At 65.4% G+C, this 26370-nt stretch carries 22 protein-coding genes and 1 tRNA gene; 16 read left to right on the forward strand and 7 right to left on the reverse strand.

Annotated elements, in window-relative coordinates:
• Positions 1 to 5: 5 nt before the first annotated feature.
• The gene (locus IPK75_10830) at positions 6 to 719 is read right to left on the reverse strand and encodes a hypothetical protein (GenBank protein MBK8198857.1); all 714 of its coding nucleotides are present in this window, start codon (positions 717 to 719) and stop codon (positions 6 to 8) included.
• A 128-nt stretch (positions 720 to 847) separates the two neighbouring features.
• Between IPK75_10830 and IPK75_10835 the strand changes: the two genes are divergently transcribed.
• Positions 848 to 2146 carry an amidohydrolase family protein gene (locus IPK75_10835; protein ID MBK8198858.1) on the forward strand — a complete coding sequence of 433 codons (1299 nt, stop codon included), beginning with the start codon at positions 848 to 850 and terminating at the stop codon, positions 2144 to 2146.
• A 186-nt stretch (positions 2147 to 2332) separates the two neighbouring features.
• Complete coding sequence (locus IPK75_10840) at positions 2333 to 2872, forward strand: ABC transporter substrate-binding protein (GenBank protein ID MBK8198859.1); 540 nt, start codon at positions 2333 to 2335, stop codon at positions 2870 to 2872.
• 23 nt (positions 2873 to 2895) lie between these two features.
• Here IPK75_10840 and ald read toward each other — a convergent pair whose 3' ends face one another.
• From ald to IPK75_10855, 3 genes are all read right to left on the reverse strand, one after another.
• The gene (gene ald / locus IPK75_10845; protein MBK8198860.1) at positions 2896 to 4020 is read right to left on the reverse strand and encodes an alanine dehydrogenase; all 1125 of its coding nucleotides are present in this window, start codon (positions 4018 to 4020) and stop codon (positions 2896 to 2898) included.
• Between the two features lie 189 nt (positions 4021 to 4209).
• Positions 4210 to 4875: a hypothetical protein gene (locus tag IPK75_10850; GenBank protein ID MBK8198861.1), complete on the reverse strand. Its 666-nt coding sequence runs from the start codon at positions 4873 to 4875 to the stop codon at positions 4210 to 4212.
• Between the two features lie 215 nt (positions 4876 to 5090).
• Positions 5091 to 5906, reverse strand: a complete 816-nt coding sequence (locus IPK75_10855) for an SDR family oxidoreductase (protein ID MBK8198862.1) — start codon at positions 5904 to 5906, stop codon at positions 5091 to 5093.
• Between the two features lie 118 nt (positions 5907 to 6024).
• Here IPK75_10855 and IPK75_10860 point away from each other — a divergent pair, with 118 nt between their 5' ends.
• Positions 6025 to 6471 carry a two pore domain potassium channel family protein gene (locus tag IPK75_10860; protein ID MBK8198863.1) on the forward strand — a complete coding sequence of 149 codons (447 nt, stop codon included), beginning with the start codon at positions 6025 to 6027 and terminating at the stop codon, positions 6469 to 6471.
• 6 nt (positions 6472 to 6477) lie between these two features.
• On the opposite strand, the gene IPK75_10865 is transcribed toward IPK75_10860, so the two are convergent.
• Both IPK75_10865 and IPK75_10870 read right to left on the reverse strand, forming a co-directional pair.
• On the reverse strand, positions 6478 to 7461 hold the full coding sequence (locus tag IPK75_10865) for a hypothetical protein (GenBank protein ID MBK8198864.1): 984 nt from the start codon (positions 7459 to 7461) through the stop codon (positions 6478 to 6480).
• A gap of 91 nt (positions 7462 to 7552) precedes the next feature.
• On the reverse strand, positions 7553 to 8779 hold the full coding sequence (locus IPK75_10870) for a beta-lactamase family protein (GenBank protein ID MBK8198865.1): 1227 nt from the start codon (positions 8777 to 8779) through the stop codon (positions 7553 to 7555).
• 160 nt (positions 8780 to 8939) lie between these two features.
• Between IPK75_10870 and IPK75_10875 the strand changes: the two genes are divergently transcribed.
• From IPK75_10875 to IPK75_10895, 5 genes are all read left to right on the forward strand, one after another.
• A complete protein-coding gene (locus IPK75_10875) occupies positions 8940 to 10940 on the forward strand; it encodes an acetyl/propionyl/methylcrotonyl-CoA carboxylase subunit alpha (protein ID MBK8198866.1) in 2001 nt (666 codons plus the stop codon).
• 94 nt (positions 10941 to 11034) lie between these two features.
• Positions 11035 to 11565 carry a DUF805 domain-containing protein gene (locus IPK75_10880; GenBank protein ID MBK8198867.1) on the forward strand — a complete coding sequence of 177 codons (531 nt, stop codon included), beginning with the start codon at positions 11035 to 11037 and terminating at the stop codon, positions 11563 to 11565.
• Positions 11566 to 11582: 17 nt separating this feature from the next.
• Positions 11583 to 12023, forward strand: coding sequence for a DUF805 domain-containing protein (locus IPK75_10885; protein ID MBK8198868.1), 441 nt, complete (start codon positions 11583 to 11585; stop codon positions 12021 to 12023).
• 94 nt (positions 12024 to 12117) lie between these two features.
• Positions 12118 to 12699: a DUF805 domain-containing protein gene (locus IPK75_10890; protein MBK8198869.1), complete on the forward strand. Its 582-nt coding sequence runs from the start codon at positions 12118 to 12120 to the stop codon at positions 12697 to 12699.
• A 23-nt stretch (positions 12700 to 12722) separates the two neighbouring features.
• Positions 12723 to 13493 carry a hypothetical protein gene (locus IPK75_10895; GenBank protein MBK8198870.1) on the forward strand — a complete coding sequence of 257 codons (771 nt, stop codon included), beginning with the start codon at positions 12723 to 12725 and terminating at the stop codon, positions 13491 to 13493.
• 10 nt (positions 13494 to 13503) lie between these two features.
• Here IPK75_10895 and lipB read toward each other — a convergent pair whose 3' ends face one another.
• Entirely contained in the window at positions 13504 to 14205 is a 702-nt protein-coding gene (lipB, locus tag IPK75_10900; GenBank protein MBK8198871.1) for a lipoyl(octanoyl) transferase LipB, read from the reverse strand.
• 87 nt (positions 14206 to 14292) lie between these two features.
• Between lipB and IPK75_10905 the strand changes: the two genes are divergently transcribed.
• The 8 genes from IPK75_10905 to IPK75_10940 all read left to right on the forward strand — a co-directional run bounded on the left by IPK75_10905 (position 14293) and on the right by IPK75_10940 (position 26362).
• Positions 14293 to 14377 (forward strand) — tRNA-Leu (locus tag IPK75_10905).
• A 323-nt stretch (positions 14378 to 14700) separates the two neighbouring features.
• Positions 14701 to 17463, forward strand: coding sequence for a hypothetical protein (locus tag IPK75_10910; protein ID MBK8198872.1), 2763 nt, complete (start codon positions 14701 to 14703; stop codon positions 17461 to 17463).
• A gap of 137 nt (positions 17464 to 17600) precedes the next feature.
• A complete protein-coding gene (locus IPK75_10915) occupies positions 17601 to 20204 on the forward strand; it encodes a TonB-dependent receptor (protein MBK8198873.1) in 2604 nt (867 codons plus the stop codon).
• A gap of 186 nt (positions 20205 to 20390) precedes the next feature.
• Positions 20391 to 20735, forward strand: a complete 345-nt coding sequence (locus IPK75_10920) for a helix-turn-helix transcriptional regulator (GenBank protein MBK8198874.1) — start codon at positions 20391 to 20393, stop codon at positions 20733 to 20735.
• A gap of 69 nt (positions 20736 to 20804) precedes the next feature.
• Positions 20805 to 21737 (forward strand): hypothetical protein, encoded by a 933-nt coding sequence (locus tag IPK75_10925; GenBank protein MBK8198875.1) that lies wholly within the window; start codon positions 20805 to 20807, stop codon positions 21735 to 21737.
• Positions 21734 to 23680, forward strand: a complete 1947-nt coding sequence (gene gspD, locus IPK75_10930; protein ID MBK8198876.1) for a type II secretion system secretin GspD — start codon at positions 21734 to 21736, stop codon at positions 23678 to 23680. The genes IPK75_10925 and gspD overlap by 4 nt, the downstream gene beginning before the upstream one ends.
• On the forward strand, positions 23677 to 25170 hold the full coding sequence (gene tadA, locus IPK75_10935) for a Flp pilus assembly complex ATPase component TadA (GenBank protein MBK8198877.1): 1494 nt from the start codon (positions 23677 to 23679) through the stop codon (positions 25168 to 25170). Before gspD ends, tadA begins: the two co-directional genes overlap by 4 nt.
• A complete protein-coding gene (locus IPK75_10940) occupies positions 25157 to 26362 on the forward strand; it encodes a type II secretion system F family protein (protein MBK8198878.1) in 1206 nt (401 codons plus the stop codon). The genes tadA and IPK75_10940 overlap by 14 nt, the downstream gene beginning before the upstream one ends.
• The last annotated feature ends 8 nt before the right edge of the window (positions 26363 to 26370 follow it).

The following is a 26370-nucleotide window of genomic DNA, read 5'->3' on the forward strand; positions in this document are numbered from 1 at the left end:
AACACTTATGGCCGCGGCGGAGGGCGCGTCAGGTCCAGCCCTTCGACGGTCAGGCTGCGCAGGGTGACGTCGCTGTCGCCCTTCACCTGGAAGCCCGTCCCAGCCGACTCGCCGACCAACTCCTTGTCGGTCACCGTTCCGAGATATTGTCCGTTGGCGAACAGTATGCCGTTCTCCTCGAACAGCATTGCCTGAAGCGTCAGGCGCGCGGCCTCGCCCGAAGGATGCGGCGCCAGCGGGCATTGGCCAATGATCTCGGTGTCGGTCCCGCGCATCCGGAACACGATCAGGTCGCCATCGCTGAGCAGGCCCATGATCAGGCGGTCATGTCCGTGCGCCGAGACGACCAGAGCGGCCAGCGATTCATCGCCGCGCAGGCGCCGCACGTAGATTTCCGCAGTGATCCGGCACCCCGGCATGCCCGGCGCGATCGAGCCGCCCAAGGTGATCGCCGATGAAGGGTCGGTGTTGCCGTGGAGGCGCAGACCGCGGGCGTTGCGTTCCATGCGCCAGTTGCCGCTCTTCCGGGAGGTTGCGTGAGGCGTCAGCGGGCCGAAGGGCGCCGCTGCCGTGTCGTGCACCGGCACCCAGGGCCAGGCCAGGAATTCCGCGACACAGGGATCCACTGCCGGCGCGGGCGGCGCGCTCGCCTTGCGTCCAAACAAGGCGGCGACCAGCCCGTTCGAGCGGCTGCGGGCAGGAGTGGGGGCGTGGTTCATGTCATTCGTCCTTCAGGCCGGGTCTGGTGTCATTCCCGGAGGCGAAAGCGGTGCGGAAAACGGGTCAGGCTTTCCTGCCCGCGCCCGGCTTGCTAAGCCCGGGCGCAGAAGAAGAGGAATCCCGGCTGATGAAACCTGTCCTGCATGCGGCGCTGACTGTCGCACTGTCCCTGATCGCGCTTCCGGCGGTTTGCGAGACGACCTATATCCAGGCCGGCAAGGTGATGGCTGTGCCGGGCGAGGCCGTGCGCGGCGAGACGACGATCATCGTCACCGACGGACGGATCGTTTCGCTGGAAGACGGCTACAAGACGCCCCGGGACAAGAAGACGGCGGTTATCGACCTCAAGGATAGCTATGTGCTGCCGGGGCTCATCGACGCGCACGTGCATCTCACGTCTGACACCGGCGGCATCGCCTCGCAGCTGGAGGACGTGACGCTCTCGCCGGCGGCGCAGGCTTTCAACGCCTGGGACAACGGCATGAAGACGCTGCGCGCCGGCTTCACGACCGTGCGCAATCTTGGCGATGGCGACGGCGCGGTGCTCGCGCTGCGTGATGCCGTCAATGATGGCCAGGTCACCGGCCCGCGCATCCTCGATGCCGGAAACTCGATCTCCGGCACGGCGGGTCACATGGATGGCTCGCTCGGCTACCGCGACGAGCTGCGCGATTATTTCAATGCGGCCGGTAATACCTGCAGCGGCGCTGAGGATTGCCGCCGCGCGGTGCGCCTGCAGGTCGCGCGCGGGGCGGACGTGATCAAGTTTGCGACCACCGGCGGCGTCAACAGCCGGATCGGCGCCGGTCTCGGCCGCCAGATGTTCGAGGACGAAGCACGCGCCATCGTCGAGACAGCCCGCCTGTTCGGCAAGAAGGTCGCGGTGCATGCGCACGGCGCCGACGGGATCTTGCTTGCGCTGAGCGTGGGAGTCGATTCGATCGAACATGGCACGATCCTCGATCCGGAAACCATCGAGGCCTTCGCGGCGTCCGACACCTACTATGTCCCGACATTGTCCACCGTGAACGGATATATCGAGCGTCTCGCCGCGAATCCTGACGCCTATGAGCCGGATGTCCGTGCCAAGATCGAATGGCGCATCGGCATCACCGGCAAGAGCCTCGAGATACTCTACGGGCGCGGCGTGAAGATCGCCTTCGGCACCGATGCCGGCGTCTCCAAGCACGGCCGTAATGCAGATGAGTTCGAACTGATGGTGAAGTTCGGCATGCCGCCGGTCGAAGCAATCAAGGCCGCCACCGTCAACGCAGCCGATCTCCTCGGCCTTTCCGCCGAGATCGGGACGCTCGAGCCCGGCAAGAGCGCTGACCTGATTGCCGTGAAGGGCGATCCGCTGAAAGATGTGAAGGTGCTGAAATCCGTCGGGTTCGTCATGGCGCGCGGCGAGGTGATCGAGCAGTAGGCAAGACGCGTCCTCGGCGCGCGCTGTGTTGCCGAGATGTCACACCGCCAGCGCGTTAACGAAACCTTTCCAAGAGTTTCGTTTGGCCTCACGCAGGGGCATGCAAAAAAATTCGTCAGGGCCGGGAGCAATTCACAGCCGCACGCATTACTTGAACACGTGCAGAAGCTTGAAGGATCCGACCTGATGTCCATGCGTGCCCTGTTCCTGTCCGCCGCGATCGCTTTCGCTGCGCCCGCCGCCTTCGCCGGCGAGGAAGCCGAAGCCCTGATCGTGCAGGCGGCCAGCCGCATTGCGGACCCCGCTGCCGGGCAGGACGCCTTCCGCGAGTCAATTGATGTGCCGACGGTCGCGCGCTTCACGCTGGGCAAGTATGCCAACCGGATCAGTGCCACGGAGCGCGAGCGCTTCACGGCGGCCTTCGACCGTTTTCTCGCGGACACCTACGTCGAGCACAGCGAAGACTTCGCCAACGCGAAGATCGATGTGATCGGTTCGGTCGACCGCAGCCCCACCGACTCAGTAGTGGAAACACGCATCGTGCCGAAGGATGGCGAGGCAATGACGGTGCGCTGGCGCGTGATGCAGCGCGAGAATGAGTGGCGCGTTGTGGACGTCGAAGTGCTTGGCCTCTGGCTCGCCATCGAGCAGCGCGCGCAGATCGCCGCCATCCTCGACAAGCCGCGCGCGACGATCGACGACGCGATCGCAGCCCTCAGTTCATAACGCTCCGCCGGCGGATCGATCCGTCAGGTAAAGGCGACGTTCAGCCAGTCGGGCCGCACATAAGTCTCGCCGAGGTCGCGCGCCACGAGCTTGTGGGCGATGGTGCCCTGATCGACGGTGAGGCCGTTGGCGAGGTGGCGGTTCGCGTTGATCGCGCCGCGGGCGCCGAGGTTCGCAATCTGCATCACGAAGGGCAGGGTCGCGTTGTTCAGCGCATAAGTCGATGTGCGCGGCACAGCGCCCGGCATGTTGGCGACGCAGTAATGCAGTATTCCGTCCACGTCATAAATCGGGTCTTCGTGGGTCGTCGCATGGCTCGTCTCGAAACAGCCGCCCTGGTCGATCGCAATGTCCACCAGTACGGCGCCGGGTTTCATGGTCTTGAGCTGTTCGCGGCTGATCAGTTTGGGCGCTGAGGCGCCGGGGATCAGCACGGCGCCGATCACGAGGTCTGCTTCCTTGATCGCTTCAGCCAATGAATGGGCGGTCGAGTACATCGTCTTAAGGCTGCCTCGGAACTGCTCGTCGAGCTGGCCGAGGCGGATATTGTTGCGGTCGAACACCGTCACATCCGCCCGCATGCCCACCGCGATCTCTGCTGCGTGGGTGCCTGACACGCCGCCGCCGATAATCACCACCTTCGACGGCGCCACGCCCGGCACGCCGCCGAGGAGGATGCCGCGCCCCCGCTTGGTGCGCATCAGCGCCCAGGCCGCCACCTGCATCGACATGCGCCCCGCCACCTGGCTCATCGGGCGCAGCAGCGGCAGGCCGCCTTCATGGTCGGTCACCGTCTCATAGGCGATGGCAAGGCAGCCGGACTTCATCAGGCCCTTGGCCTGGACCGGATCGGGCGCGAGGTGCAGGTAGGTGAACAGCGTATGGCCGGGCGTGAGGCGCGCCGTTTCTTCCGGTTGCGGCTCCTTCACCTTCACGATCAGTTCGCTGTCGGCAAACACGGCGGCGGCATCGGGCGCGATAGCGGCACCGACGGAAACATAGGCGGCATCGGCAAATCCGGAATTGATGCCCGCGCCCGCCTGAACCAGAACCGAGTGCCCGGCCCGTACCAGTTCGCCCACGCTTTCCGGGGTCAGCCCGACACGGGATTCCTGTTTCTTGATTTCAGTTGGAACGCCAATGCGCATGCAGCCTCTCCCCGGGGAAAGTCCATGCCTATAGCTTTCCTTTCCGGCAACTTCCAGCCCTCACGCGGCGCAGCACACGCGACCCGGCGCGCGGCGGCTGGCCCGCCAAAAAAATTGTCCCCTCCGGCAGGACCGAAGGGGACAACGTGCCGGATGTTTCCATCCCGCTGATATCGGTAGGTCCGACCCTTAGAAGACTTTCGAAATCATCACGACGAAGTTCTCGTCGGCGATATCGCCGGCAATTGCGTCATCGATGTCCGTGTCGGTGTACTTCACGGTGAGGTCGAACAGGTCGAAGCTGTAAGCGCCGCCGAGCGACCAGTTGGTGTAGTCGCCGCCGGCATCGAAGCTGTAGTTGCCGACGCTGGCGAGGGCCTTGAGCTTGTCCGTGAAGGCATAGGCGCCGGTGCCCTCGACATAGGTGTTCTTGTTGTCGGGGTCATAATAGACCGTTGCGCCGCCGGAAACCGCATCCACGGCAAAGCCGAGGCCGGCTTTGACTTCGAGGAAGTTGAGGTCGTCTTCGCCCGGATAGACGTACTGGATCACGCCGATGTCCCAGGACAGCGTTTCCGTGAAGGCGCCCCGGAAGCCGCCATAGAGGTCGACTTCGATGTCAGCGTCCGAGCCGAAATCGACGTTGGATGCCCAGGCCCCGGCGTAGAAGGCGCCGTTGGTGTAGTCGACGCCCGCTTGCAGCGTGGCGTTGTTGTCGGTTTGCGAAATGCCGCGCCAGACATAGTCGTTTGCCACGGCCACGTTGGCCGAAAGATCGCCTTCAGCTGCGGCGGCGCCGGCGGCAGACACGAGGGCGATTGCGAGCAAGCTGGCCCGTGTGAGTGTGTTTTTCATTGGAGGAAACCTCGCTTCTTTCATCACGCTCCTGATCGAGCGCCACGCCCGACGCTGCCGGGGAGCGACGGAAATTTCGATGCCGAACGCAAGGTAAACGGTCTGTACAGCCCCGGTTCGCCGGGCTTTTGGGCAGGCATTGGGCGCCCTGCCTTCGGTTTGTGCGTTGCAGCGAATCCACTGTTCTGTGGCGGATTCGCAACACGTTGCGGCAGCTAGCGTGCCACCATCGGCGCGTAGCCGAGATGCATGCCGGCATCCACCAGCAACGTCTCGCCGGTGACGTGCCGGGACGCATCGGTGAGGAAGAACACGGCCGAATCGGCGATGTCATCCGGCCCGCTCGCCACATGCAGCGGCACCGAAGCCGCGACGCCGGCTTCCATTTTCGCGTACTGCTCGGCGCTCATCTCGTCCTTGAACCAGCGCGTGCCGATGAAACCCGGGCAGATCGCGTTAACCCGGATCGCCGGGGCGAGCGCGCGCGCCAGGCTGATCGTCATCGTGTTGAAGGCGCCCTTGGAAGCCGCGTAGGCGACGGACGAGCCGATGCCGGTGACGCCGGCGATGGACGAGACGTTGAGCACGGCGGCGGCCCGGCCGGTGTCCTTGTAGGTCTTCTCCAAAAGGTCCTTGCAGGCCTGCATCATCAGGAACGGACCCGCCACGTTGACGGCGTAGATGTCGAGGAAGTCCTGCCGCGAGAGCGCGTTCAGGTCCGCGTGGTCGCGGGCGTGGCGCGTGATGCCGGCATTGTTGACGAGGATGTCGAGCCGGCCCCAGGCAGCGGCGGCATCGGCAAGCGCCTTGCAGCCGGCTTCGGTCGACACATCGGCCTGCACCAGCCGCGCCTGCGCGCCGGCCTTCTGGCAATCGGCCACTGTCGCCTCACCGTCGGCAACCGACTTGGTGCAGTTGATGATCACATCGGCGCCGCGTTCTGCCAAGCGAAGCGCAATCGATCGGCCGAGGCCGGTGGCCGATCCGGTCACGATGGCCCGGCGTCCGGCAAGGTCTTTCAGGTCGGCCATTTTTTCTCTCCCCGATACGGTCTGATTTCTGTGTCGCATTGCTTGTGGCCGGTGTTTCCGGGACCGTCAACGAAGCCCGGCGCGTTGCACAACGCCGGAAGCGCGGGAGGCTCCGATGATACTGTTGCTCAATCTGCTCGTCGCCGGGTTCATGGTGGCGATCACCTTCTCGGTCCACTTCATCGGCCTGATGGGACTGACGCTGATGCTCCACCGGGCCGGCAGGCGCGCCGGGCCGGACGCGTCGGTGTTCCGTGAAGGGCGGTCGATCCTCGCCGCTGTATTCGGCCTCTTTGCGCTCCATTCGGTCCAGATATGGCTGTATGCGTTCGCCTATCTCACGCTGGGCGAGTTCGGCACGGTCGAGACCGCCCTCTATTTCTCGATCGCCTGCTTCACGACCGTTGGCTTCGGCGATGTCATCCCCTCCGAAAACTGGCGCTTGCTCGGAGCGGCCGAAGGGGCGAACGGCTTCCTGCTGATCGGTTGGTCGACCGCCTTCCTCGTTTCCCTCACCGGCCGGCTGCGCGCCTTCGAAGCTAGGATCGAAAAACTGGAGAAGTAGGGGTCCTCATCCCGCTGGCGTCTTGTGGCGCTGGATACGGGCGACGGCGACCGCCAGCGCGACCAGCACCGCGCCGGCCAGAAGCAGCGTCATGGGCTCGGCGCCGAACACCTCGAAGTATTGCGTGTAGCCATGGATCGCGAGGAACACGAGCGCGCTGACCGAGAGGAAACCGCCGCGCCGCGTGAGGAAGGCGAGCGCCAGGCAGAGCGCGGCCCAGCCGGCGGAGAAAGGCCATTCCGGGATCGTCAGCGCCGTCTTCTCCCACGCCTCATACGAGGCGTAGTCGTCCCAGCGTGTCTGGCTCCAGCTGCTGTCGCCGATGACGTCGCCCCACAGCGAGCCGACCCAGAACGCGAAGTGGACGAGGAACATCGCCGTGCGTGCGGCCACCGTCGCAAGGCCTTTCCACGCCTCGGCCGCAACGCTGCGGGCGCGGTAAACGCCCGCCGCAAGCGCCCCGAACACGCCGATGGTCAGCACCGGTTCCTCGACGAACAGGGCGTAAGAGGCGTGCCAATAGCCGCTGCCCGTGCCGAACACAGCGCCGAGCGCCACGACGGCGAGCGCGGCGAGAAAGGCCGACCGGAACCAGAGCGCGCCGGCGCCGAGCACGATCGTGATCAGCACAGCCGGCAGGGTGGGGGAAACGGCTTCACCGAATTCCCACGCCGTCCAGCCTGCAAGCCCGAGCGTGCCCATCAGGGCCAGTCCTGTCGAGAGCACCTTGAACTCATCCCCGACCTGAAGGCGCCGTAGGCTCTCCGCCCCCGCCAATGCGGCGAGCGCCAGCAGCAGGCCGATCGAGGGCGTCTTGATCAAGGCGATGGCTGCGGCCGCCACGGCGAGCGCGCCAAAGATCAGGAGCACGTTCACGAGCAAGCTGCCGCGCTTGTCGGGCAGGGCGAGGCCGCGCAGCCGGTCGGCCTCTGCCGCCGTCAATGCGCCGGAAGCGAGCAGCGCCGTCAGGTCGAGCCGGATGATGGACATGGGCTGATTTCCAATTAGTGAGCGTTCACTAACATAAATTTGAGATGTCCGCAACACCCGCGGGATGAGGGTTGTCGCGCACCCTTCAAACTCAGTCCGGTTGGTCAGTCTCCGCATCGACCGCCGCCTGCACGGCGCGGTAGAAGTCTGCCCGGGCGGCCCACTCGCCATCTGCGGCGCCCAGCGCTGTTTTCCAGTTGGCGTTCGAGGCGATCACAAGCCGGCGCTTCGGATCGATGAAGATGCCTTGCCCGAAGATGCCGTCGGCCTGGAACGACCCATCATCCCAGGTCCACCACTGATACCCGTAGCCGAAGCCCGGCTCGCCGATATCGGCCTGCCGGGTGGTCGCCACCGGCAGCCAGTCAGCCGGCACCACGGCGCCTTCGGGTGTCGCGGCGCCATCGAGGATGAACTGGCCGAACCGGGCGAAGTCCCGCGTCGTCGCCTGGATGCAGCAGCCACTGATCTCGTGGCCATCGGCGCCAAGCAGCCAGGACGCATCGGACTCCATGCCGTACGGCGTCCAGATCTTCTCCGTGAGGTATTCGGCAACCGGCTTGCCCACCGCCTCGCTGACCAGCACACCGATCAGATTGGTCTCGCCGGTCGAATAGTTCCACTGCTCGCCGGGCGGGTGGGCGCGCTCCAGCGTGCGCATGTAGGCGACGATGCCGCTCTTGCCAGGTTCAACCTCCTGCTTGTCGAACAACGCGACGTCCGAGGCCGGGTCTTCATAGTCTTCGTTCCAGGCCACACCGGAGGTCATCGTCAGCAACTGCGCCACCGTCACATCGTCATACGGCGAGCCTGCAAGGTCCGGAATGTAGTCGGTCACCTTGTCGTCGAGACGCTTGATATGGCCATCCTTGATCGCGGCGCCGACCAGCGTCGAGGTCAGCGACTTCGCCACCGAGAAACTCGTCCACTTGCCCTTGGCCGTGAACCCGATCCCGTAGCGCTCGAGCCGCACCTTGCCGTCCTGCAGGATCACCAGTGAAGCTGCGTTCTGCGTCTGCATGAAGGCGTCGAGGTCGACCGCCGGGGCCAGATCCAGCGGCGTGCCCTCGGGCAGGGAATGGGCATCGCCGCCCGCCTTGATGGGACGCGATTCGATGATCATCGGAAGTTGGTCGATCATCCGGAACGCCGCGTCGCGCTGCGGCACGGACCAGAAAAGTACGTCGCGCCCGGACGGCGGATTGGCGATCAGCGCCCGCCAGTCCGGCCCGATCAGCCACCAGCCGGCGCCGGCCAGCCCCGCCAGAACCACAAGCCCCACGCCCAGCCGGCCAAGCCAAGTCTGCGTATTGGACATCCCTCACATCCCCCAAGGTGTTTCCCGATGGCGCAGCCTAATGGCGCCCTGCAGCGCTGCAAGGGGAAGCGCGCCAAATTGCCGGTGCGGCAAGCATGGACAAGGGCGGATACGCGGCTTAATTCGACATGTTTTTCCAGTTTGAGGGGTTTCCCGGCGCATGTTCAGCAAGATTTTGATCGCCAATCGCGGGGAAATTGCCGTCCGCGTCATCAAGACGTGCCGGCGGATGGGCATCAAGACAGTCGTCGTCTACTCCGACGCGGATGCCGGCTCCATGGCGGTCGAAATGGCGGACGAGGCCGTGCATATCGGTCCGTCGCCCGCTGCGCAGAGCTACCTGCTTGCCGACAAGATCATCGACGCGGTCCGCCAGACGGGCGCCGAGGCGATCCACCCCGGCTTCGGCTTCCTTTCGGAGAATGCGGCCTTCGCCAAACGCCTCGAGAAGGAAAAGATCGGCTGGATCGGCCCGAACGCCCACGCCATCGATTCGATGGGCGACAAGATTTCCTCGAAGAAGCTCGCCGCCGAGGCAGGCGTGTCGACTGTGCCGGGACATATGGGCCTGATCGAAGACACCAAGGAAGCCGTGAAGATCAGCCGCGAGATCGGCTATCCGGTGATGATCAAGGCTTCGGCCGGCGGCGGCGGCAAGGGCATCCGCGTGGCCGACAATGACAAGGAGGTCGAAGAAGGCTTCCCGGCGGTGAAGGCGGAGGCGAAGGCCTCGTTCGGCGACGACCGCGTGTTCATCGAGAAGTTCATCCTGCAGCCGCGCCACATTGAAATCCAGGTGCTCGGCGACAAGCATGGCAATTGCCTCTGGCTGAATGAGCGCGAATGCTCGATCCAGCGCCGCAACCAGAAAGTCATCGAGGAAGCGCCGTCGCCGCTGCTCGATCCGGAGACGCGCAAGAAGATGGGCGAGCAGGCCGTGGCCCTCGCCAAGGCCGTGAACTATGACAGCGCGGGCACGGTGGAGTTCGTCGCGTCCGGCAAGGACAAGGGCTTCTACTTCCTTGAAATGAATACCCGCCTGCAGGTGGAGCATCCGGTGACCGAGATGATCACCGGCATCGACCTCGTCGAACAGATGATCCGCTCGGCGTATGGCGAGAAGCTGAAGCTCAAGCAGTCCGACGTGAAGATCAACGGCTGGGCGGTCGAAAGCCGTGTGTATGCGGAAGATCCCTACCGCAACTTCCTGCCGTCGATCGGCCGCCTGAAGCGTTTCCATCCGCCGACGGAGGGAAAGCTGGGCAAGGGCGAGGTCCGCATGGATTCCGGTGTGCGCGAAGGCGACGAGATCTCGATGTACTATGACCCGATGATCGCCAAGCTGGTGACGTGGGGCAAGGACCGCGACACCGCGCTGGACGTGCACGGCGAGGCGCTGGACCGGTTCCACATCGAGGGCATCCAGGACAATATCCCGTTCATCGCGGCGGTGATGGACGAGAAGCGGTTCCGCTCTGGCAACATCACCACTGCCTACATCAAGGACGAGTTCCCGCAGGGCTTCGAAGGCGTCGCGCCGACCAAGGCGCAGGAGTTGCAGCTGATCTGTTCGGCCGCCTATGTCCACGCCTTCTTCGATCGCCGTGCCAAGCAGGTGTCCGGCCGCATGTCGCCCGGCGCCTCGCGCAAGGAATGGGTCGTCATCCTCGGCGACAAGCACCACCCCGTCAGCATCGATCTCGGCGCCGCCGGTGAAGCGCAGATCACCGTGAACGGCGGCAAGGCGCACAGCTTCGTGACCGCCTGGCAGCCCGGCCAGCACCTCGTCGAAGGCGTGCTCGACGGCAAGTCGTTCGCCGTGAAGTTCGCCGATCGCACGGAAGGCTACCTCTTCCGCGCCCGCGGCGTCGCGCTGCGCGCACTGGTGTGCACACCGTTCGTTGCCGACCTGCATGGCCGACTGCCGGAAAAACCGAAGGCGGACACGTCGAAGCTGATCATCTCACCGATGCCGGGGCTGGTCGTGTCGATGGAAGTCGCGCTCGGCCAGGAAGTGCAGGAAGGCGAGGCGGTCTGCATCGTCGAAGCGATGAAGATGCAGAACATCATCCGCGCCGGTGCCAACGGGAAGGTGAAGGCGATCAACGTCAAGGCGGGCGACAGCGTCGCCGCCGACGAGATCATGGTTGAATTCGCCTGACACGCACTTAACGTTCCGGAAACCGGTTCAGCCTGCTATTCTCCCCTGAGCGGAGAAGTCGGCGGCGCGCAGCCGCAGGCGAGGGAGTCCGGACATGATGGACCTGTTGTTCAATCCGAACGGCCGGATCGACCAGCCCACCTACTGGCGCGCCGTGCTGATCCTGTTTGTGGCGAGCACGGCGGTGACGGTGCTCTCGACCTACGTGACCGGGATAATCGGCCTGCTGAGCTTCGTCGTCATGTGGTGCTGGATCGCTGTCCACGCCAAGCGGTTCCACGACAATGGCAAGACCGGCTGGCTGCAACTGTTCGTCATCCTGTTTGCCTGGCTCGTGCTCTACGTCCTTCAGCTTTTCCTGGCGCCGCTGGTCGGCGGCGACATTGAGGCCGCTTCGAGCGCCATGTCCGACGCCCTGTCGGGCCGCAGCCCGGATTTCCAGGCGTTCTTCAGCGCCGCGCGCGAGGCTGCCAAGGCGAGCATGGTGCCCGAGATCATCTCCACCCTGATCGCCACCGGCATCATCGGGCTCGTGATGAGCCTGTTCAAGACTGATCCGAACGACAATGTGCACGGTCCCGGCCCCGCCGGCTCCGGCTTCGATTTCACGCCCTCCGCCAACTGACCAAAAAGGGGACCCGCATGGTCACATTTCCGGAAGCCATCCAGCTTTTCTTCAAGCGCTACACCGATTTCCAGGGCCGTTCTCGCCGCTCTGAATACTGGTGGGTGTTTCTCATGAACCTGATCGTCGGCTTCGTCGGCGGCATCCTGCTTGCTGTCCTCGGCGGCTACGGCAGTGGTGACATCAACCCTATCGGCATGGTCCTGATCGGGATCCTGGCGATCTACGTCCTGGCCATCATCGTGCCCAGCATCGCGCTGTTCGTGCGCCGCCTTCACGACATCAACCAGACCGGCTGGATCGCGCTCGGCCTTTACATCCTCGGCGTGGTCCCGATTGTCGGCCTGCTTGCGTCGATCGCGCAGATCGTGATCGGCGTGATCCCGGGCACGGTCGGCCCGAACAAGTACGGCCCCGACCCGAAAAATCCCGCGGCGGCGGCAGACGTCTTTGTCTGAGGCGCGCCGTCTGGCACACTGATCAGGGAGCCGGGCCGGGTGCCCGGCTCTTTTTTTGTTGCGCCGCTTTATCGTTTATTGATAAGGGGCCGGTATGCATACCGGCCTCGACCTTCAGGGACACACGCCTCGCGCCATGGACTTCCGCTTCCTGTTCCTCGAGCCGCAGGGCCGCCTTGCGCCGAAACCTTTCGGCCGCGGCTTCGTGCTGCTCACGGCTGTGTTCATGTTGATCACGATTGCCGCTGCGATTGCCGCGCCTGGCATCGGGGTGCTGCAGTATGCCCTCGTGTTCCCGTACATCTGCCTGTTCGGCAAACGCCTGCACGATGCGGGCCTCAGCGCCTGGCTCTGGCTCGCCTACCTGTTGGGCTTCAGCGCGCTGAACATGTTCATTTCGATCCTGCTGCTGCCTGTCCTGTCGCCGGACGCCTTCGCGCTCCAAGCGGAGATGCAGGAGGCGATGGAGACGCGCGGTCTTGCGGCGGGCTTCGAAATGATGGCTGAGCGCGCGGGCGAGATTGCCCACCTCTCGGTCGTCACCACGGTTGCGGCCTTCCTGATTTCCAGCGCGCTCACCGGCTTTGCGGCCTACCGCATGCGCTCTGACAAGACCACCAACCGCCACGGCCCGCCGACCGACGATTCGGCGCGCGTCCACGGCACATTCTCCTGACCCAAGCAGAAGGCGACCGGCCCATGGAAACCAATTCCGGTGAGATCGATCACCACCGCCCGTGGATCCGCGACCACCGCGATGATCCGGGTGCGATGAACTGGCTTGAGACGATGGCCAACCCGTTCGGGGAATCGTCGAAGTTGCATTTCAGCCGCTTCTGGACGTTCAGCTTCATGGGCCGTCTGCTGCTCTACCTGATCCCGTCCTTCACCGCCGGCATCCTCGGCATCGCAGGTGTCAAGGTCGACTTCCTCAATGCGCCCGTGAACCTCGGCCTGCTGGCCGTGCCGATGCTTCTGGCGCCGTTCGCGGTATTCGCGTTCTTCACCGATCTTGCTTCCTTCGTCGCCCACATGCGCCGCCTAGCGGATGCGCAGCGGCCGACCTGGCTGGCCGCGATCGTCCTTGTACCGATGATCCTTGGTCTTGCCGCCTACACCGCCGGCGCCAGCAAGGGCGCTGCAGACCACCGCGCCCAGCATGCGCCCAAGCCTGCTGCGGCCGCCGAAGCACCCAAGGCCGCAGACGCCGCCAAGGAAAGCGAAGCGAAGGCGGACGAAAAGAAGCAACCTGAACGCAAGGGTCCGCCCCAGCGCCAGGGGCCGCCGCAAAGTGAGCGCCAGATGGCGATCTCCACCGGGCTCGGCATGGGCTTCCCGATCTGGCTGCTGGCTTCGTTTGGCGTGATGCTCTGGACGCTGATGTATGTGGCCCGTCTGCCGAACGGCGGTCAGGGCGTCCTGCGCACCGGCAGCCACTTGACCCCGGAAGAGATCGAAGCGGGCATCTGAGGCCCCGGCCTCAGGCTACGCCTGCCGGTTCGGGCGCCTCGACGCGCACCAGCCGGCTCGCGAACACCTCTTCGAACGCCGCCTTGAGGGCCATGTCGGCCTCGGCCATCGTCACGACGCGCCCGAGGCCCGCGAGGCTGGTTACGCCGTAGCGCTCGTCGGCGATGCCGCACGGCGTGATGCCGGTAAAATGCTCCAGCTCCGGCTCAACGTTGAGCGAAATGCCGTGCAGGCTCACCCAGCGCCGGAGACGCACGCCGATGGCGGCAATCTTGTCCTCGCGCAGGGGGCCGCCGGGGGCAGTGCGGTCTACCCATACGCCGACCCGGCCTTCACGCACGCCCGCGTCCACGTTGAACGCCGCCAGCGCCCGGATGATCCAGGCCTCCAGATCGGCCACGAAGGCCCGCACATCGCGGCCCCGCGCGGCCACGTCCAGCATCACGTAGGCCACCCGCTGGCCGGGCCCGTGATAGGTGTACTGCCCGCCGCGCCCGGCATCGAACACGGGAAAACGGCCGGGATCGCGCAAGTCGGCCGGTTTGGCCGAGGTGCCCGCCGTGTAGAGCGGGGGATGCTCCAGGAACCAGACCAGTTCCCGGGCTGTACCTTCACGGATCGCCCGGGCCCGGGCGTCCATCACAGCCAGGGCCGCGCCATAGGAAACAGGGGTCTCGGAGACCGCCCACTCGATGTCCGGGGAATTCGTCATGCGCCCGTCATATAGGCGTTTTTCAGGGCTTCACAAAGCCGGAACGCCGCCTTATACGGCCCGTCTGCCTCGATAGAGACCAGTCGTGCGGTCATGGCGGAATTGGTAGACGCGCAGCGTTGAGGTCGCTGTGGGGCAACCCGTGGAGGTTCGAGTCCTCTTGACCGCACCATTCAAGCCGGTCCGCGCAGCGGATCATTCGGTCCGGGGGACCGAATGAAGGCGCAGAATGAATCAGCGAACACGCATCGAATTTCTGACGCCCGCGCGCTGCCGCCGCGTGTGCTGCCAATATCCGGTGTGGTGCAAATACAACAATGTCCCGGCTTGGTGCCCGCGTTCGGAATGAATCCGCGGAACCTACAGAGATCATGAGGCTCGCCAAGGACTGATCGTCATAAACTTTTATTAAGCCCCCCGCTGAGCGTCAGGCACTCGGTTCTTTTCCATACGCCGCCTGACGGGTTCCAAAGAGCATCTGGAAGGGGTGATTTCATGCGCATTCGATCGATCGCAGGAGCGGTGGCGCTCGGGCTGCTGGCAGCCTGTTCGCAAGGCAGCGACATCGCGTCGCCGGGTTCGTCGTCGGGCGGCACGCCGCCGACGGGCGGCGGCGGCGGTGGCGGTGGCGGCGGTGGCACGGCAACCTGCCCGACGGGTTTCACGGCCGGCACGCCCATTGGCACCTTCACGACCTGCAACATCTCGGGCGTCATCCTCACCAACACTACGCTGCGCGCCACTGCTGGCGTCGTCTACCGCCTGAACGGCCGCGTGGATGTCGGCGTCGATGTCGGCGCTGACGGTGCGAAGGCCGGCGCGGCACCCGCGGTGCTCACCATCGAGCCGGGCGTCACCCTGATCGGTGCAACGGGCGCTGACCACCTGGTCGTCAACCGCGGCTCGCGCCTCGAAGCGGCCGGCACCGCCGCCGCCCCGATCATCTTCACCAGCGCCGCGGACCTGACGCGCCGCACTGATGCGGACCCCGCCAACGACACCGGCGGCGACGCCATCGGGGAGTGGGGCGGTATCGTCATCCTCGGCCGCGCGCCGATCAACCGCTGCGCCACGGCTGTCACGCCGGGCTCGGCCCAGTGCGAAAACGCCATCGAAGGCGTCACCAACCCGGACGCCATCTACGGCGGCGCTCAGTCTGCGGACAATTCAGGCACGCTGCGCTATGTGCAGGTCCGCTTCGCCGGCTTCCCGCTGGCCACCGGTAACGAACTGAACGGCATCAGCTTCGGCGGTGTCGGTTCGGGTACCACTGTCGATTTTGTGCAGGTCCACAACAACTCCGATGACGGCATCGAGATGTTCGGCGGCACCGCCAACCTGCGCCACGTTGTCCTCACCGGCAACGACGACGACTCCTTCGACACCGACAACGGCTGGAACGGCAACGTGCAGTTCCTGCTCGTCCAGCAGCGTGCTGCGGGCGGCGACAACATCTTCGAAGCGTCCAGCGTTGCGCCGGGCACCACGCCGCTGTCCAACGGCAAGATCGCCAACTTCACGGTCGTCGGCAGCCGCACCAACGCGTTCCGCCTGAACACCGGCACCGTGGGCCGCTACATGAACGGCGTCGTGAACTACGGCGCACAGTGCATGCGCTGGGAAGCTACCGCCGGTGATGGCGTGGCCGGCTTCTCCGCCGCAGGCGACCCGAACTTCAACTCCGTCCTGTTCGACTGTGACCTCGGCCTCGCCACTGCCAACTCGGACGCTACCGCGCCCGCCGCAGCCGTCGCCGCCGACGCCAACAACGTCCAGGGTGCAGACTCTCTGTCGGCGAACTACTTCCCGGGCCCGAACGAACTCGCGATCACGCCGTTCAATGCGACTGCGATCTCGCCCTTCTTCACCTCGGCGCCTTACGTCGGCGCGTTCTCGTCGACCGAGACGCCGACCTCCAACTGGGCTTCGGGCTGGACGTTCAACGTGTTCCCGGCCGCGACTTGCCCGGCCGGAACAACTGACACGAGCTCAACCCTTGCTGGTCAGAAAGTCTGCCGCCTCTCTGGCAACCTGACGGCCAATACGCGCCTGACCACCGGTGTGCTCTATGAGATCGACAACCGCGTGAACGTCGGCGCCGACGTCGGCGCTGACGGCAACCTCGCCGGCGGCAACCCGGTCACGCTGACCATCGAAGCCGGTGTCACGCTGTTCGGCGACGAAGGCACCGACCACATGGTCGTCAACCGCGGCTCGCGCATCATCGCCAACGGCACTGTCACCGCTCCGATCGTGTTCACCTCGGAGAACGACGTTGCCAACACCCAGCCCGATCCGGATAACGCCATCGGCGAGTGGGGCGGCCTGGTAATCCTCGGCCGTGCCCCGATCAACCGCTGCGCCAACGCAGCCGTCACGCCCGGCACCGTCGACTGCGTCAACGCCATCGAAGGCGTGACCAACCCGGACGCCATCTATGGCGGCGCCCTTGCCGGCGACTCGAGCGGCTCGCTTCGCTACGTGCAGGTCAAGTATTCCGGCTTCCCGCTGTCGACCGGCAACGAACTGAACGGCATCAGCTTCGGCGGCGTCGGCTCCGGCACCACGGTTGACTATGTCCAGGTCCACAACAGCTCGGACGACGGCATCGAGATGTTCGGTGGCACCGTTGACCTGCGCCATGTGGTTCTGACCGGCAACGATGACGACTCGTTCGATACGGACAATGGCTGGAACGGCAACGTCCAGTACATGATCATCACCCAGCGCACGGCGGGCGGTGACAACGGCTTCGAAGCCTCCAGTGTCGCGCCTTCGACCACGCCGCTGTCCAACGGCAAGATCTCGAACTTCACCATCGTCGGCAACCGCACCAACGCCTTCCGCCTGAACACGGGTACGGTCGGGCGCTACATGAACGGTGTCGTCTCCTACGGCAAAGAGTGCATGCGCTGGGAAGGCTCCGCCGGCGACGGCGTGGCCGGCTTCAACGCCGCGAACGACACGAACTTCAACTCGGTCCTGTTCGACTGCACGCTCGGCCTCAACACGGCCAACTCCGATGCTGCAGCTGCTGCAGACGCGGTGGCAGCCGACACCAACAACACCACAGCGCTCGCTGACACGTTGATCAACCTCTTCATCAACGGCGCCAACGAGACCGCGCGTCCCGCCTTCAACGCCACGACGATCTCGCCGTTCTTTGAACCGGTCACGCATATCGGCGCCGTCCAGAACGCCCAGGATACCTGGTGGCAGAACTGGTCGTGCGGCCTCGAAGCCTCTGATCCCTGCTGATCGCTCACCGCCAGGCGCCTTCCGGGGCGCCTGGCACCTTTTTCCGGCCCGATGCTCCGTATCCGGACCCGGGCGATTCTTCCGAATTTAGCTCCTCGAGAGGCTCGCTGATGTTCACCTCACGTTTCATGTTCCCGATGCTCCTGACCACGGCGCTCGTGAGCAGCCCGCTCTCCTTCGCCATCGCGCAGGAAGACCCCGCCACCAACGAAGCGGGCGCCGACGCGGCAACTGCTCCGGCCCCGGATGATGGCGAGCGCAAGCTCCAGGCCGTCGTCGTGCGCGGCGAGTTCATTCCCGAGCCGCAGCGCCAGACCTCCCAGGTCGCAAGCTTCCTTTCCGCCGAAGACCTCGCGCGCACCGGCGACGATAACGCGGCGCTCGCTCTGACGCGCCTGTCAGGCCTCAGCGTCGTGTCCGGCCGCTTCGCGTATGTGCGCGGCCTCGGCGACCGCTATTCGTCGGCGCGCCTGAACGGCTCGCCGCTGCCGAGCCCGGAGCCGCTGCGCCGTACGGTGCCGCTTGATCTCTTCCCCGCCAGCGTGCTCGACGGCGCGCAGGTGCAGAAGACCTTCTCGGCTGACTATCCCGGCGAATTCGGCGGCGGCGTGATCGACCTCAAGACGCTGCGAGCCCCGGCCGACACCTTCGCCAACCTGAAGGCGGGCATCGGCTACAATACCGCCACGACGGCGTCGGAAGGCCTCTTCGTACGCGGCGGCGACCGTGACTGGACCGGCTATGACGACGGCCTGCGCGACATCCCGGGCCCGCTGCAAAGCATCCTGTCGAGCGGTACCCCGCTGAACTCGCTGCCGTCTGACCAGGTGGAACTGATCGGCGAAAGCCTCGTCAACTCGCCGCTCTCGGTCCTGCAATCAGGCGATCTCGGCCCCGGCTCGGAGTTCCAGATCGATGCCGGCAAGCGCTACAATTTTGACCAGTACGAACTCGGTCTCGTCGGCGTCGCTGGCTACAACCAGGGTTGGACCACGCGCGACGCCGTTCAGCAGCGCGTGCAAGGCGGCCTGCTCGGTAACGACCAGCGCTCGTTCTCCTCGACGCTCGACGTGAACACCAACGCCCTCGGCTCGGCCTCGCTGATCTGGGGTGACCAACTCGTCCAGGCGACCGGCCTCTACGTCCATTCGACCTCGAAGGACGCGCAGGTCAATACAGGCTTCGACTTCAACCAGCCGGGCACCGGTCTCGTCTACAACGAGTCCTCGGGCTGGTACGAGCGTGCCTTGACCTTCGGCCAGCTGCGCGGCGAACACCGCTTCAACGACCTGGAGTTCAACTGGCGCGGCTCGCTCGCCCAGTCGAAGCGCGATGCACCGTATGAGCGTTCGCTGAACCGCCTGCTCGATGCGCAGGGCGTGCCGCGTTATTCGGTCGCCAACAATTACGGCATCCGCTTCTCTGAACTGCAGGACGACGTGGCCGGTTTCGGCGCCGACGTGATCTACACCGTCCAGTATGGCGACGGCCAGGAACTGAAGCTCTCGGGCGGCTACGACTACTCCACCACGGACCGGACGTATGACTTCCTCGCCCTTCGCTTCGCCGGCGGCAACTCGCTGCCCGACGATGTGCAGGTCGCCCGTCCGGACTACCTCTTCTCGCCGGACAATATCGATCCCGCCCGTTTCCAGCTGATCGAGATCGTCTCGCCGAACGACTCCTACAAGGCCTCGCTCGATGTGTCGGCCTATTACGGCCAGGCGGAGTTTGACGTCACGCCCTACATCCAGCTGACGCTCGGCGTGCGCCGGGAAGAGGGCGACCAGTACGTCCAGACCTATGACCGTTTCGGCAACCTCGGGGCCGCCGCCGTCAACCTGAACAACGACTACACGCTGCCGGCTGTGACCGGTACGTGGAACTTCGCGGATGACCTGCAGTTGCGCGCGGCCTATTCGGAAACGATCGCCCGCCCGCAATTCCGCGAACTTGCCTTGTCGAGCTATTTCGATCCGGAGACGGACCGTGTGTACCGCGGCAACAGCGGCCTCGTGGACAGCCAGCTGAAGAACTATGATGCGCGTCTCGAATACTATTTCGGCCGCAACCAGTTCATCACGCTCGCCGCCTTCTACAAGGAAATCGAACGCCCGATCGAGGAGGTCCAGTTCTCGACCTCGACCTTCGTGTTCGAGACGACCTTCATCAACTCGCCGAAAGCCGAGATCCAGGGCGCCGAGTTCGAGTACCGCACCCGGTTCGCGATGCCTCTGAAAGGCGCCTTCTTCGATGACCGCGAATGGCTGTTCTCGGTGAACTATACCTTCACCGACTCCGAGGTGAGCGCCGCGCCCGGCGACACGATCTTCGATCCGATCTCGCGCAGCGTACGAGATGCATCGGTGTTCGCCATCGACGGCTCTCAGCTGCAGGGCACGCCGGAAAACATCGCCAACGTTCAGTTTGGATGGGAAAGCAGCAACGACCAGCTGACGCTCCTCCTCGGCTGGGTCGACGAGCGCATCCTGCAGCGCGGCCTGCGCCAGCCGGGCGCCGACCTGCCGGACGTGATCGAGGATCCGGGCGTCCAGCTCGACCTCGTCTACAAGCGCGATCTTTCCCTGTTGGGCCGCGACCTGACGCTCAGCCTTGCAGGCCGCAACCTGCTCGACGAAGCGCACCGCGAATACCAGAACGATGCGATCCTCGGCGAAACCGAGTTCAACACCTATGACCGCGGCGTCAGCCTGTCGGCCAGTGTCACCGCCCGGTTCTAGTCCGGCGGCGAGGTAGATTGCGCAGGGCCGGCGGGCGTGATGTCCGCCGGCCCTGTTGCATGTCCGGTTGCAAAAAAGACACGCGCCAGCGCTGCTACGCGCCTGTCACATAAACTTAGAATATCCGACACCAAACCATCAAGCATCTCCCATAAAGACATTGTGTCTGAGCGAGGGGCAGCGACGGTGGAACAGTCCAGATGGCTGTACGACCTGGAAGTGCGGGTCATCGAGCTCGAAGAGCGCACAAGCCGCCTGCTGGCGGCGGTGAAGGTCAGGAATGAAGTCGAAGGTCGTTTTGTCGATGCCGGTCTTCCCGAAGAAGTCTTCGTGCAGATCCGGTCGGGCGGCAATCCGGTCAGGGTGGTCCGCAAGTTCCGCAAGATCACTCAGAAGCAATTGTCGCAAAGTTGCGGGCTGGCGGAGACGCACATTTCCGCAATCGAGACCGGCAAGGGGTTTGGCCTGAGGACGGCGCTGAAACTGGCCGCCGCGCTGCAGGTGCCTGCAGGTTTGATCGTGGCGGATTGAAGGTGAGGGCGCGCAACAGGACGTGCCCCGGTTTGGAAGCTGCAGGGTGCAGCAGGTGGGAAGGTGGTCATGCCGAGAAACGGCATCCTTGCAGGCGAGCGATCGTCCGGACACGAACGTCCGGAGCCGAGCGTGGCTGACGCGTCGACCGCGCGGCGTGAACCGCTCGACGTGCTGCGCAGCCTCGCCGGCTTCCGGCCGGGACCGGAATTGAAGATCGCCCGCCGTCTGCTCGAGGGCGGCCTGCTCGTCGCACTCGCCTGGACTGCAGGTCGCACTGTGTGGCTTGTCGCGGATCCCGCCGGGTCGGTCGCACCAGTGCGCACCGCTTCGCTTCAATCCGAACCAAACGGCGCATCCGCGCTGCCCCCGGCCGACCTGGCCATTCTCGAACGCGCCGCCCTGTTCGGTGAGCAGTTCGACAACGCCTCCCTCGCCGACGTGCCCGAGACCCAGCTCAACCTGCGCCTCGCCGGTCTGCGCAGCGCCGAAGACGGCTCCGGCATGGCGATCATCTCCGTATCCGGCGCTCCGGCTAAACTGTTCCGTCCCGGCGATGCGCTGGTCGATGGTGTCCAGCTCGAAAGCATCCACGCCGCCTATGTCGTCCTGCGCAAGCGCGACGGCCTCGAGACCCTCTCCTTCCGGGGTGAACCCGGCCACAGCCAGTCGGCGGCGAGTGAGGCGGCGATGCCCGCCACAAACGGGGCCCGCCTTGTCTCAGCCGCCGACCTGTCGGCGCTCACGCTGGAGCCATTCCTTCAGGGCGGCGCGCTCACCGGCTACCGCGTCGCCGCGGCCAATGACAGCGGCGTCCTTGCCCGGCTCGGGCTCGACCAGGGCGACGTGCTGCTGACAGCCGGCGGCCAGTCGCTCGCCCAGATCAATCCCGCCGAACTCCGCACGCGGCTGACCTCCGGCGCGTCCGTGCAGGTTGGCCTCCAGCGCGGCGGCCGGAATCTTGTCCAGACATTCCAGACCCAGGAAATCCCCACCCAATGAGCTTCGCCAGGACTTTCCTCGCCGCCGGCGTGATCGCCTCCGTCGCCGCGCCGGCCTGCGCCGAAGGCGCGGCGTCGCATGTGATGAACTTCGACGATGTCGAACTCAACACCGTGATCGCCGACGTGTCGTCGGTCACCGGTTACACCTTCATTGTCCATCCCGACGCGCGCACCAAGCGCATCACGCTGATGTCGGCCGCGCCGCTGACGCGCGACCAGGTGTTCGACGTCTTCCTCTCCTCGCTGCGCGTGCAGGGCTTCACGGCGGTGCCGGCCGGCGCCTCGACCTATCGCATCGTGCCGGAAGAGAGCGCCATCGGGGACGCGGGCCTGCGCGCTTATTCCGCCAACGGATTTGTCACGGAAGTCATCCCGCTTGCCTATGCCGACACCAACGAGGCCGCGCGCCTCGTCAAGACCGTCACCGACGCGCAGGGGCAGGTAGTCGCCAACCCGCAGTCGCGCACGATCGTGGTCGTCGACTATGCGTCAAACATGAAGCGCGTGCGCGAGCTCGTCGCCAAGATCGACCGCGATCCCTCCGTCGTCGAGACGATTGCGCTGCGCAATGTGCCCGCGCGCGAGATGGCGCAGATCCTCGTCTCGCTTGCGGGCGGCCCGAGCAATGACGGCACGCCGTCTGCCTTCCGCGCGGTCGCCTCTGACTCCGGCAATTCGGTCGTCCTCTACGGCACCCCCGCTGCCGTCTCCCGCGCCCGCGAAGTCTGCGCCCAGCTGGACCAGACCGACCGTCAGGACACCTCCTTGAAGGTCGTCGTCCTCAACAATTCCGACGCCGAAGATCTCGTGCCGATCCTGCAGCAGATGGCTGATGCGATGGATGCCCGCCGCGGTTTCGGCGCCGCGACCGGCGACGTGCCGCTCACTACGATTGCCCAGCACAAGCCGACCAACTCCATCGTCATGAGCGCACCGCCGGAAACGCTCGCCGCCCTCGAACGCGTCATCGCCGATCTCGACCGCCGCCGCGCGCAGGTTCTTGTGGAGGCTATCATCGTCGAGATGTCGGACGACACCGCCCGCGAACTCGGCCTGCAATTCCTGCTCTCCGGCACCGGCGACTCGACGATCCCGTTCATGTCGACGAACTTCTCGCGCTCGGCGCCGAACCTGCTCGCACTGGCGGGCGCGCTCGTGAAAGACAATCCGCTCGGCGGCAGCACCTCGACAACCGGCGGCAACCTCTTCACCCAAGCGGCGATCTCCTCGCTGCTCGGTCTCGAAGGCCTCACCATCGGGGCAGGCGGGCAGGACGGCAATGCCCTTTTCGGCGCGGTGCTCAATGCGGTGGAGCGCGACGGCGCCTCCCGTGTCCTGTCGAAGCCGTTCAACATGACGCTCGACCACGGCAAGTCCTCTCTGCTCGTCGGCCAGGAAGTCCCGATCGCCACGGGCGAAGTCCTCGGCGACAGCAACTCCAATCCGTTCCGCACGGTTGACCGCAAGAAGATCGGCATCGGCCTGGAAGTCACGCCGAAGATCGCCAATGACGGCACCATCCGGCTCGATATCCGTCAGGAGGTCTCGAACATCGCTGGCTCCGTCGGCGTCGCCACGACAGACCTCGTCTTCAATACACGCGAGATCGAAACCAGCGTGATCGCCGATGACGGCGAGATCATCGTCCTCGGCGGCCTCACCGAGCAACAGGAAGACCGCATCAGCGACAAGGTCCCGGTGCTCGGCGACATCCCCGTCGCCGGCCGCCTGTTCCGCTCCGAAGGCAAGGCGATGACGCGCACCAACCTGATGGTGTTCCTGCGGCCAACCATAGTGCGCGACCAGGCCGGCGCTGACGAAGTCACGCGCCGCTCCTACCGCTACATCCGCGCCGAGGAACTCTGGGACGGCGCGGCCGATGCTGCCAACTCGCTCGACACTTTCATGACGCAAGTTCTCGGAAGCCCGCCGCCCCAATGATCGCCGCCGCAGACCAGTTCAGCTACACCTTCGCGCGCGAGAAAGGCCTCGTGTGCCTGCCGGCGCGTGAGGCGCTGACGGTCGCATTCCGGGAAGGCGCCGATCCGAAGTCTTTGCTGGAAGCACGCCGTGTCCTCGGGCGCATGTTCGACATCGAAGTCATCACGCGCGAGGCCTACGAACAGGTGCTGTCGGACGTCTTCGCCTCCGCCCAGTCCAATCTCGGCGAGATCGGAGATTCCTTCTCCGCCGGCGGCGACCTTGCCAGCCTCGTCGAGGAGATCCCGCAGTCGCTTGACGTGCTCGATTCCGGCGACGACGCCCCGGTCATCCGCCTGCTGAACGGTATTGTCCACGACGCCGTCGGCCGCCGCGCCTCGGATATCCATATCGAGCCCTTCGACACCTCCCTCTCGATCCGCTACCGGATCGACGGCGACCTGGTCGACGTCATCTCGCTGCCGCGCAAGCTCGCCGCGCCGGTCGCCAGCCGAATCAAGGTCATGGCCCGTCTCGACATTGCCGAGCGCCGCCTGCCGCAGGACGGACGCATCTCGCTGAACGCCGGCGGCCGCTCGTTCGACGTACGCGTTGCGACGCTGCCGACGCGTTTCGGCGAGCGCGTCGTGCTGCGTCTGCTTGATGCCCGCAATGTCATCCTCTCGCTCGACCAGCTTGGCATGGACCCGCAGACGCTGGAGCGCTTCGAAGCCGCGCTTCTGCAGCCGAACGGCGTGATCCTCGTCACCGGCCCCGTCGGCTCCGGCAAGACGACGACGCTCTATGCTACGCTCTCGCGCCTGAAGACGGGCCGGGAAAACATCATGACCCTCGAAGATCCTGTCGAGTATGGCCTCGCAGGCATCAGCCAGACCCAGATGGATCACCGCGTCGGCCTTTCCTTCGCCTCCGCCCTGCGCTCCATCCTGCGGCAGGACCCGAACATCGTCATGGTCGGCGAGATCCGTGACGCCGAAACCGCCGACGTCGCCTTCGAGTTTGCCTCCACCGGCCGCCTCGCGCTCTCGACCCTGCATACCAACAGCGCCGCCGGCGCCATCACGCGCCTGCGCGACATGGGCGTCGAGCCTTACCTGTTGTCGTCCACCCTTCGCGCCGTGCTGGCCCAACGTCTCGTTCGACGCCTGTGTCCGGTCTGCAAACGCCGCCGCTGCGCCACTGAAGCTGAAAAGTCCGGACTCGGACTGCCGCTCGACCGTGACCTTCAGGTCTGCGAAGCCGTCGGCTGCATGAGCTGCGCCCAGAGCGGCTTCAAGGGCCGCCTCAGCATCTACGAGCTTCTCGTAGCTGACAGCCGCATCCGCCAGATGATCGGCGATAACGCCCCGGAAGACGCCATTGCCGAGGCCGCCTTCGCCGGCGAGCACCGCCTGATCGAGAACGCCCACCGCTACATCCTTGCCGGCGAGACAACGCCCGGCGAAGTGATCCGCGTCTGCCGAAGGGAGGACCGCGATGCCGGCGTTTGAGTATGTCGCCATCGATGCGGGCGGCCGCAAGCAGTCCGGCGTCATCACCGCCGCGGACGCCCGTCTCGCGCGCCGGGAGTTGCGCCTCAAGGAACTGCTCGCGACCGATATCCGCCCGCTGGCCGAGAAGCGCGCCGGCGCCGCGCCCGCCTGGGCGCGTATCAGCGAGAAACACCGTGTGCAAATGTTCCGCCAGCTGGCTGCCCTGCTGGAATCCGGCATGCCGGTCGAGCAGGCGCTCACCACGGCCGCTTCTTCATCGCCGCGCCCCGTCCAGGCCGCGCTGCTCCGGGTTGCCGAAAGCGTGCGGGAAGGCGAGCCGCTCGCCGCCGCTATGCGCACTGCGCCGCAGGTCTTTCCGGACATCGCCCGCGCCGTCATTTCCGCCGGTGAGGCCTCTGGTCAACTCGCCGCCGTCACCGACCGCCTCGCCACCCAGATGGAGCGCGCGCTCCAGACCAATTCGAAGATCCGTGCCGCGCTGGTCTATCCCGCTTTCCTTTTCGCCATGGCCGCGCTCATGGTGGTCGCGCTGCTGGTTGTCATCGTGCCGCGCCTCGTCAGCCAGTTCGAAGTCCACGGCTCTGAGCTCCCGCCGCTCACCCGCGCTGTCATCGCACTGTCCGATGCCGTGCGCACGGGTTGGCCGTTGATCGTGCTGGCTATCGTCGCCGCCACCTTTCTCTTCCGCCAGCTCTGGAAAAGCCGGGCAGGGCGCCTCGCGCGCGACGCCGCCTTGCTCCGTCTACCGATCATCGGCGCGCTGATCCGCGATGTTGCCGCTGCGCGCTTCGCCCGCGTCTTCGCCATCCTGTCGACCTCCGGCGCAACCGTCATCGAATCCCTCAACGCCGCAAATGCCGCCGCCGGCAACGCGGTGATTGCCGAAGCGGGGCAGGCCGCCGCCCGCAAGATCCGGGCAGGGGGCTCGCTCGCTGCGGCCCTGCGCGAATCCGGCGACTTCCCGCCGATGCTCTGCCACATGGCGCTCAGCGGCGAGGCTGGCCGCAACATCGGCGGCATGCTGCAACGCGCCGCTGACTATCTCGAGCGCGAGTTCGAGACGAAGACCCAGACCTTCCTGTCCTTGCTGGAGCCCGTCGTGATCCTCCTGCTCGGCCTGTTCATCGGCACGATCGTCCTCGCGGTCATGCTGCCGATCATCCAGCTCAACACCCTTGTGGCCCAATAGGAGGCAGC

The organism is Acidobacteriota bacterium, assembly GCA_016712445.1.
In the GTDB taxonomy this organism is placed as follows: Bacteria; Pseudomonadota; Alphaproteobacteria; order Caulobacterales; family Hyphomonadaceae; genus Hyphomonas.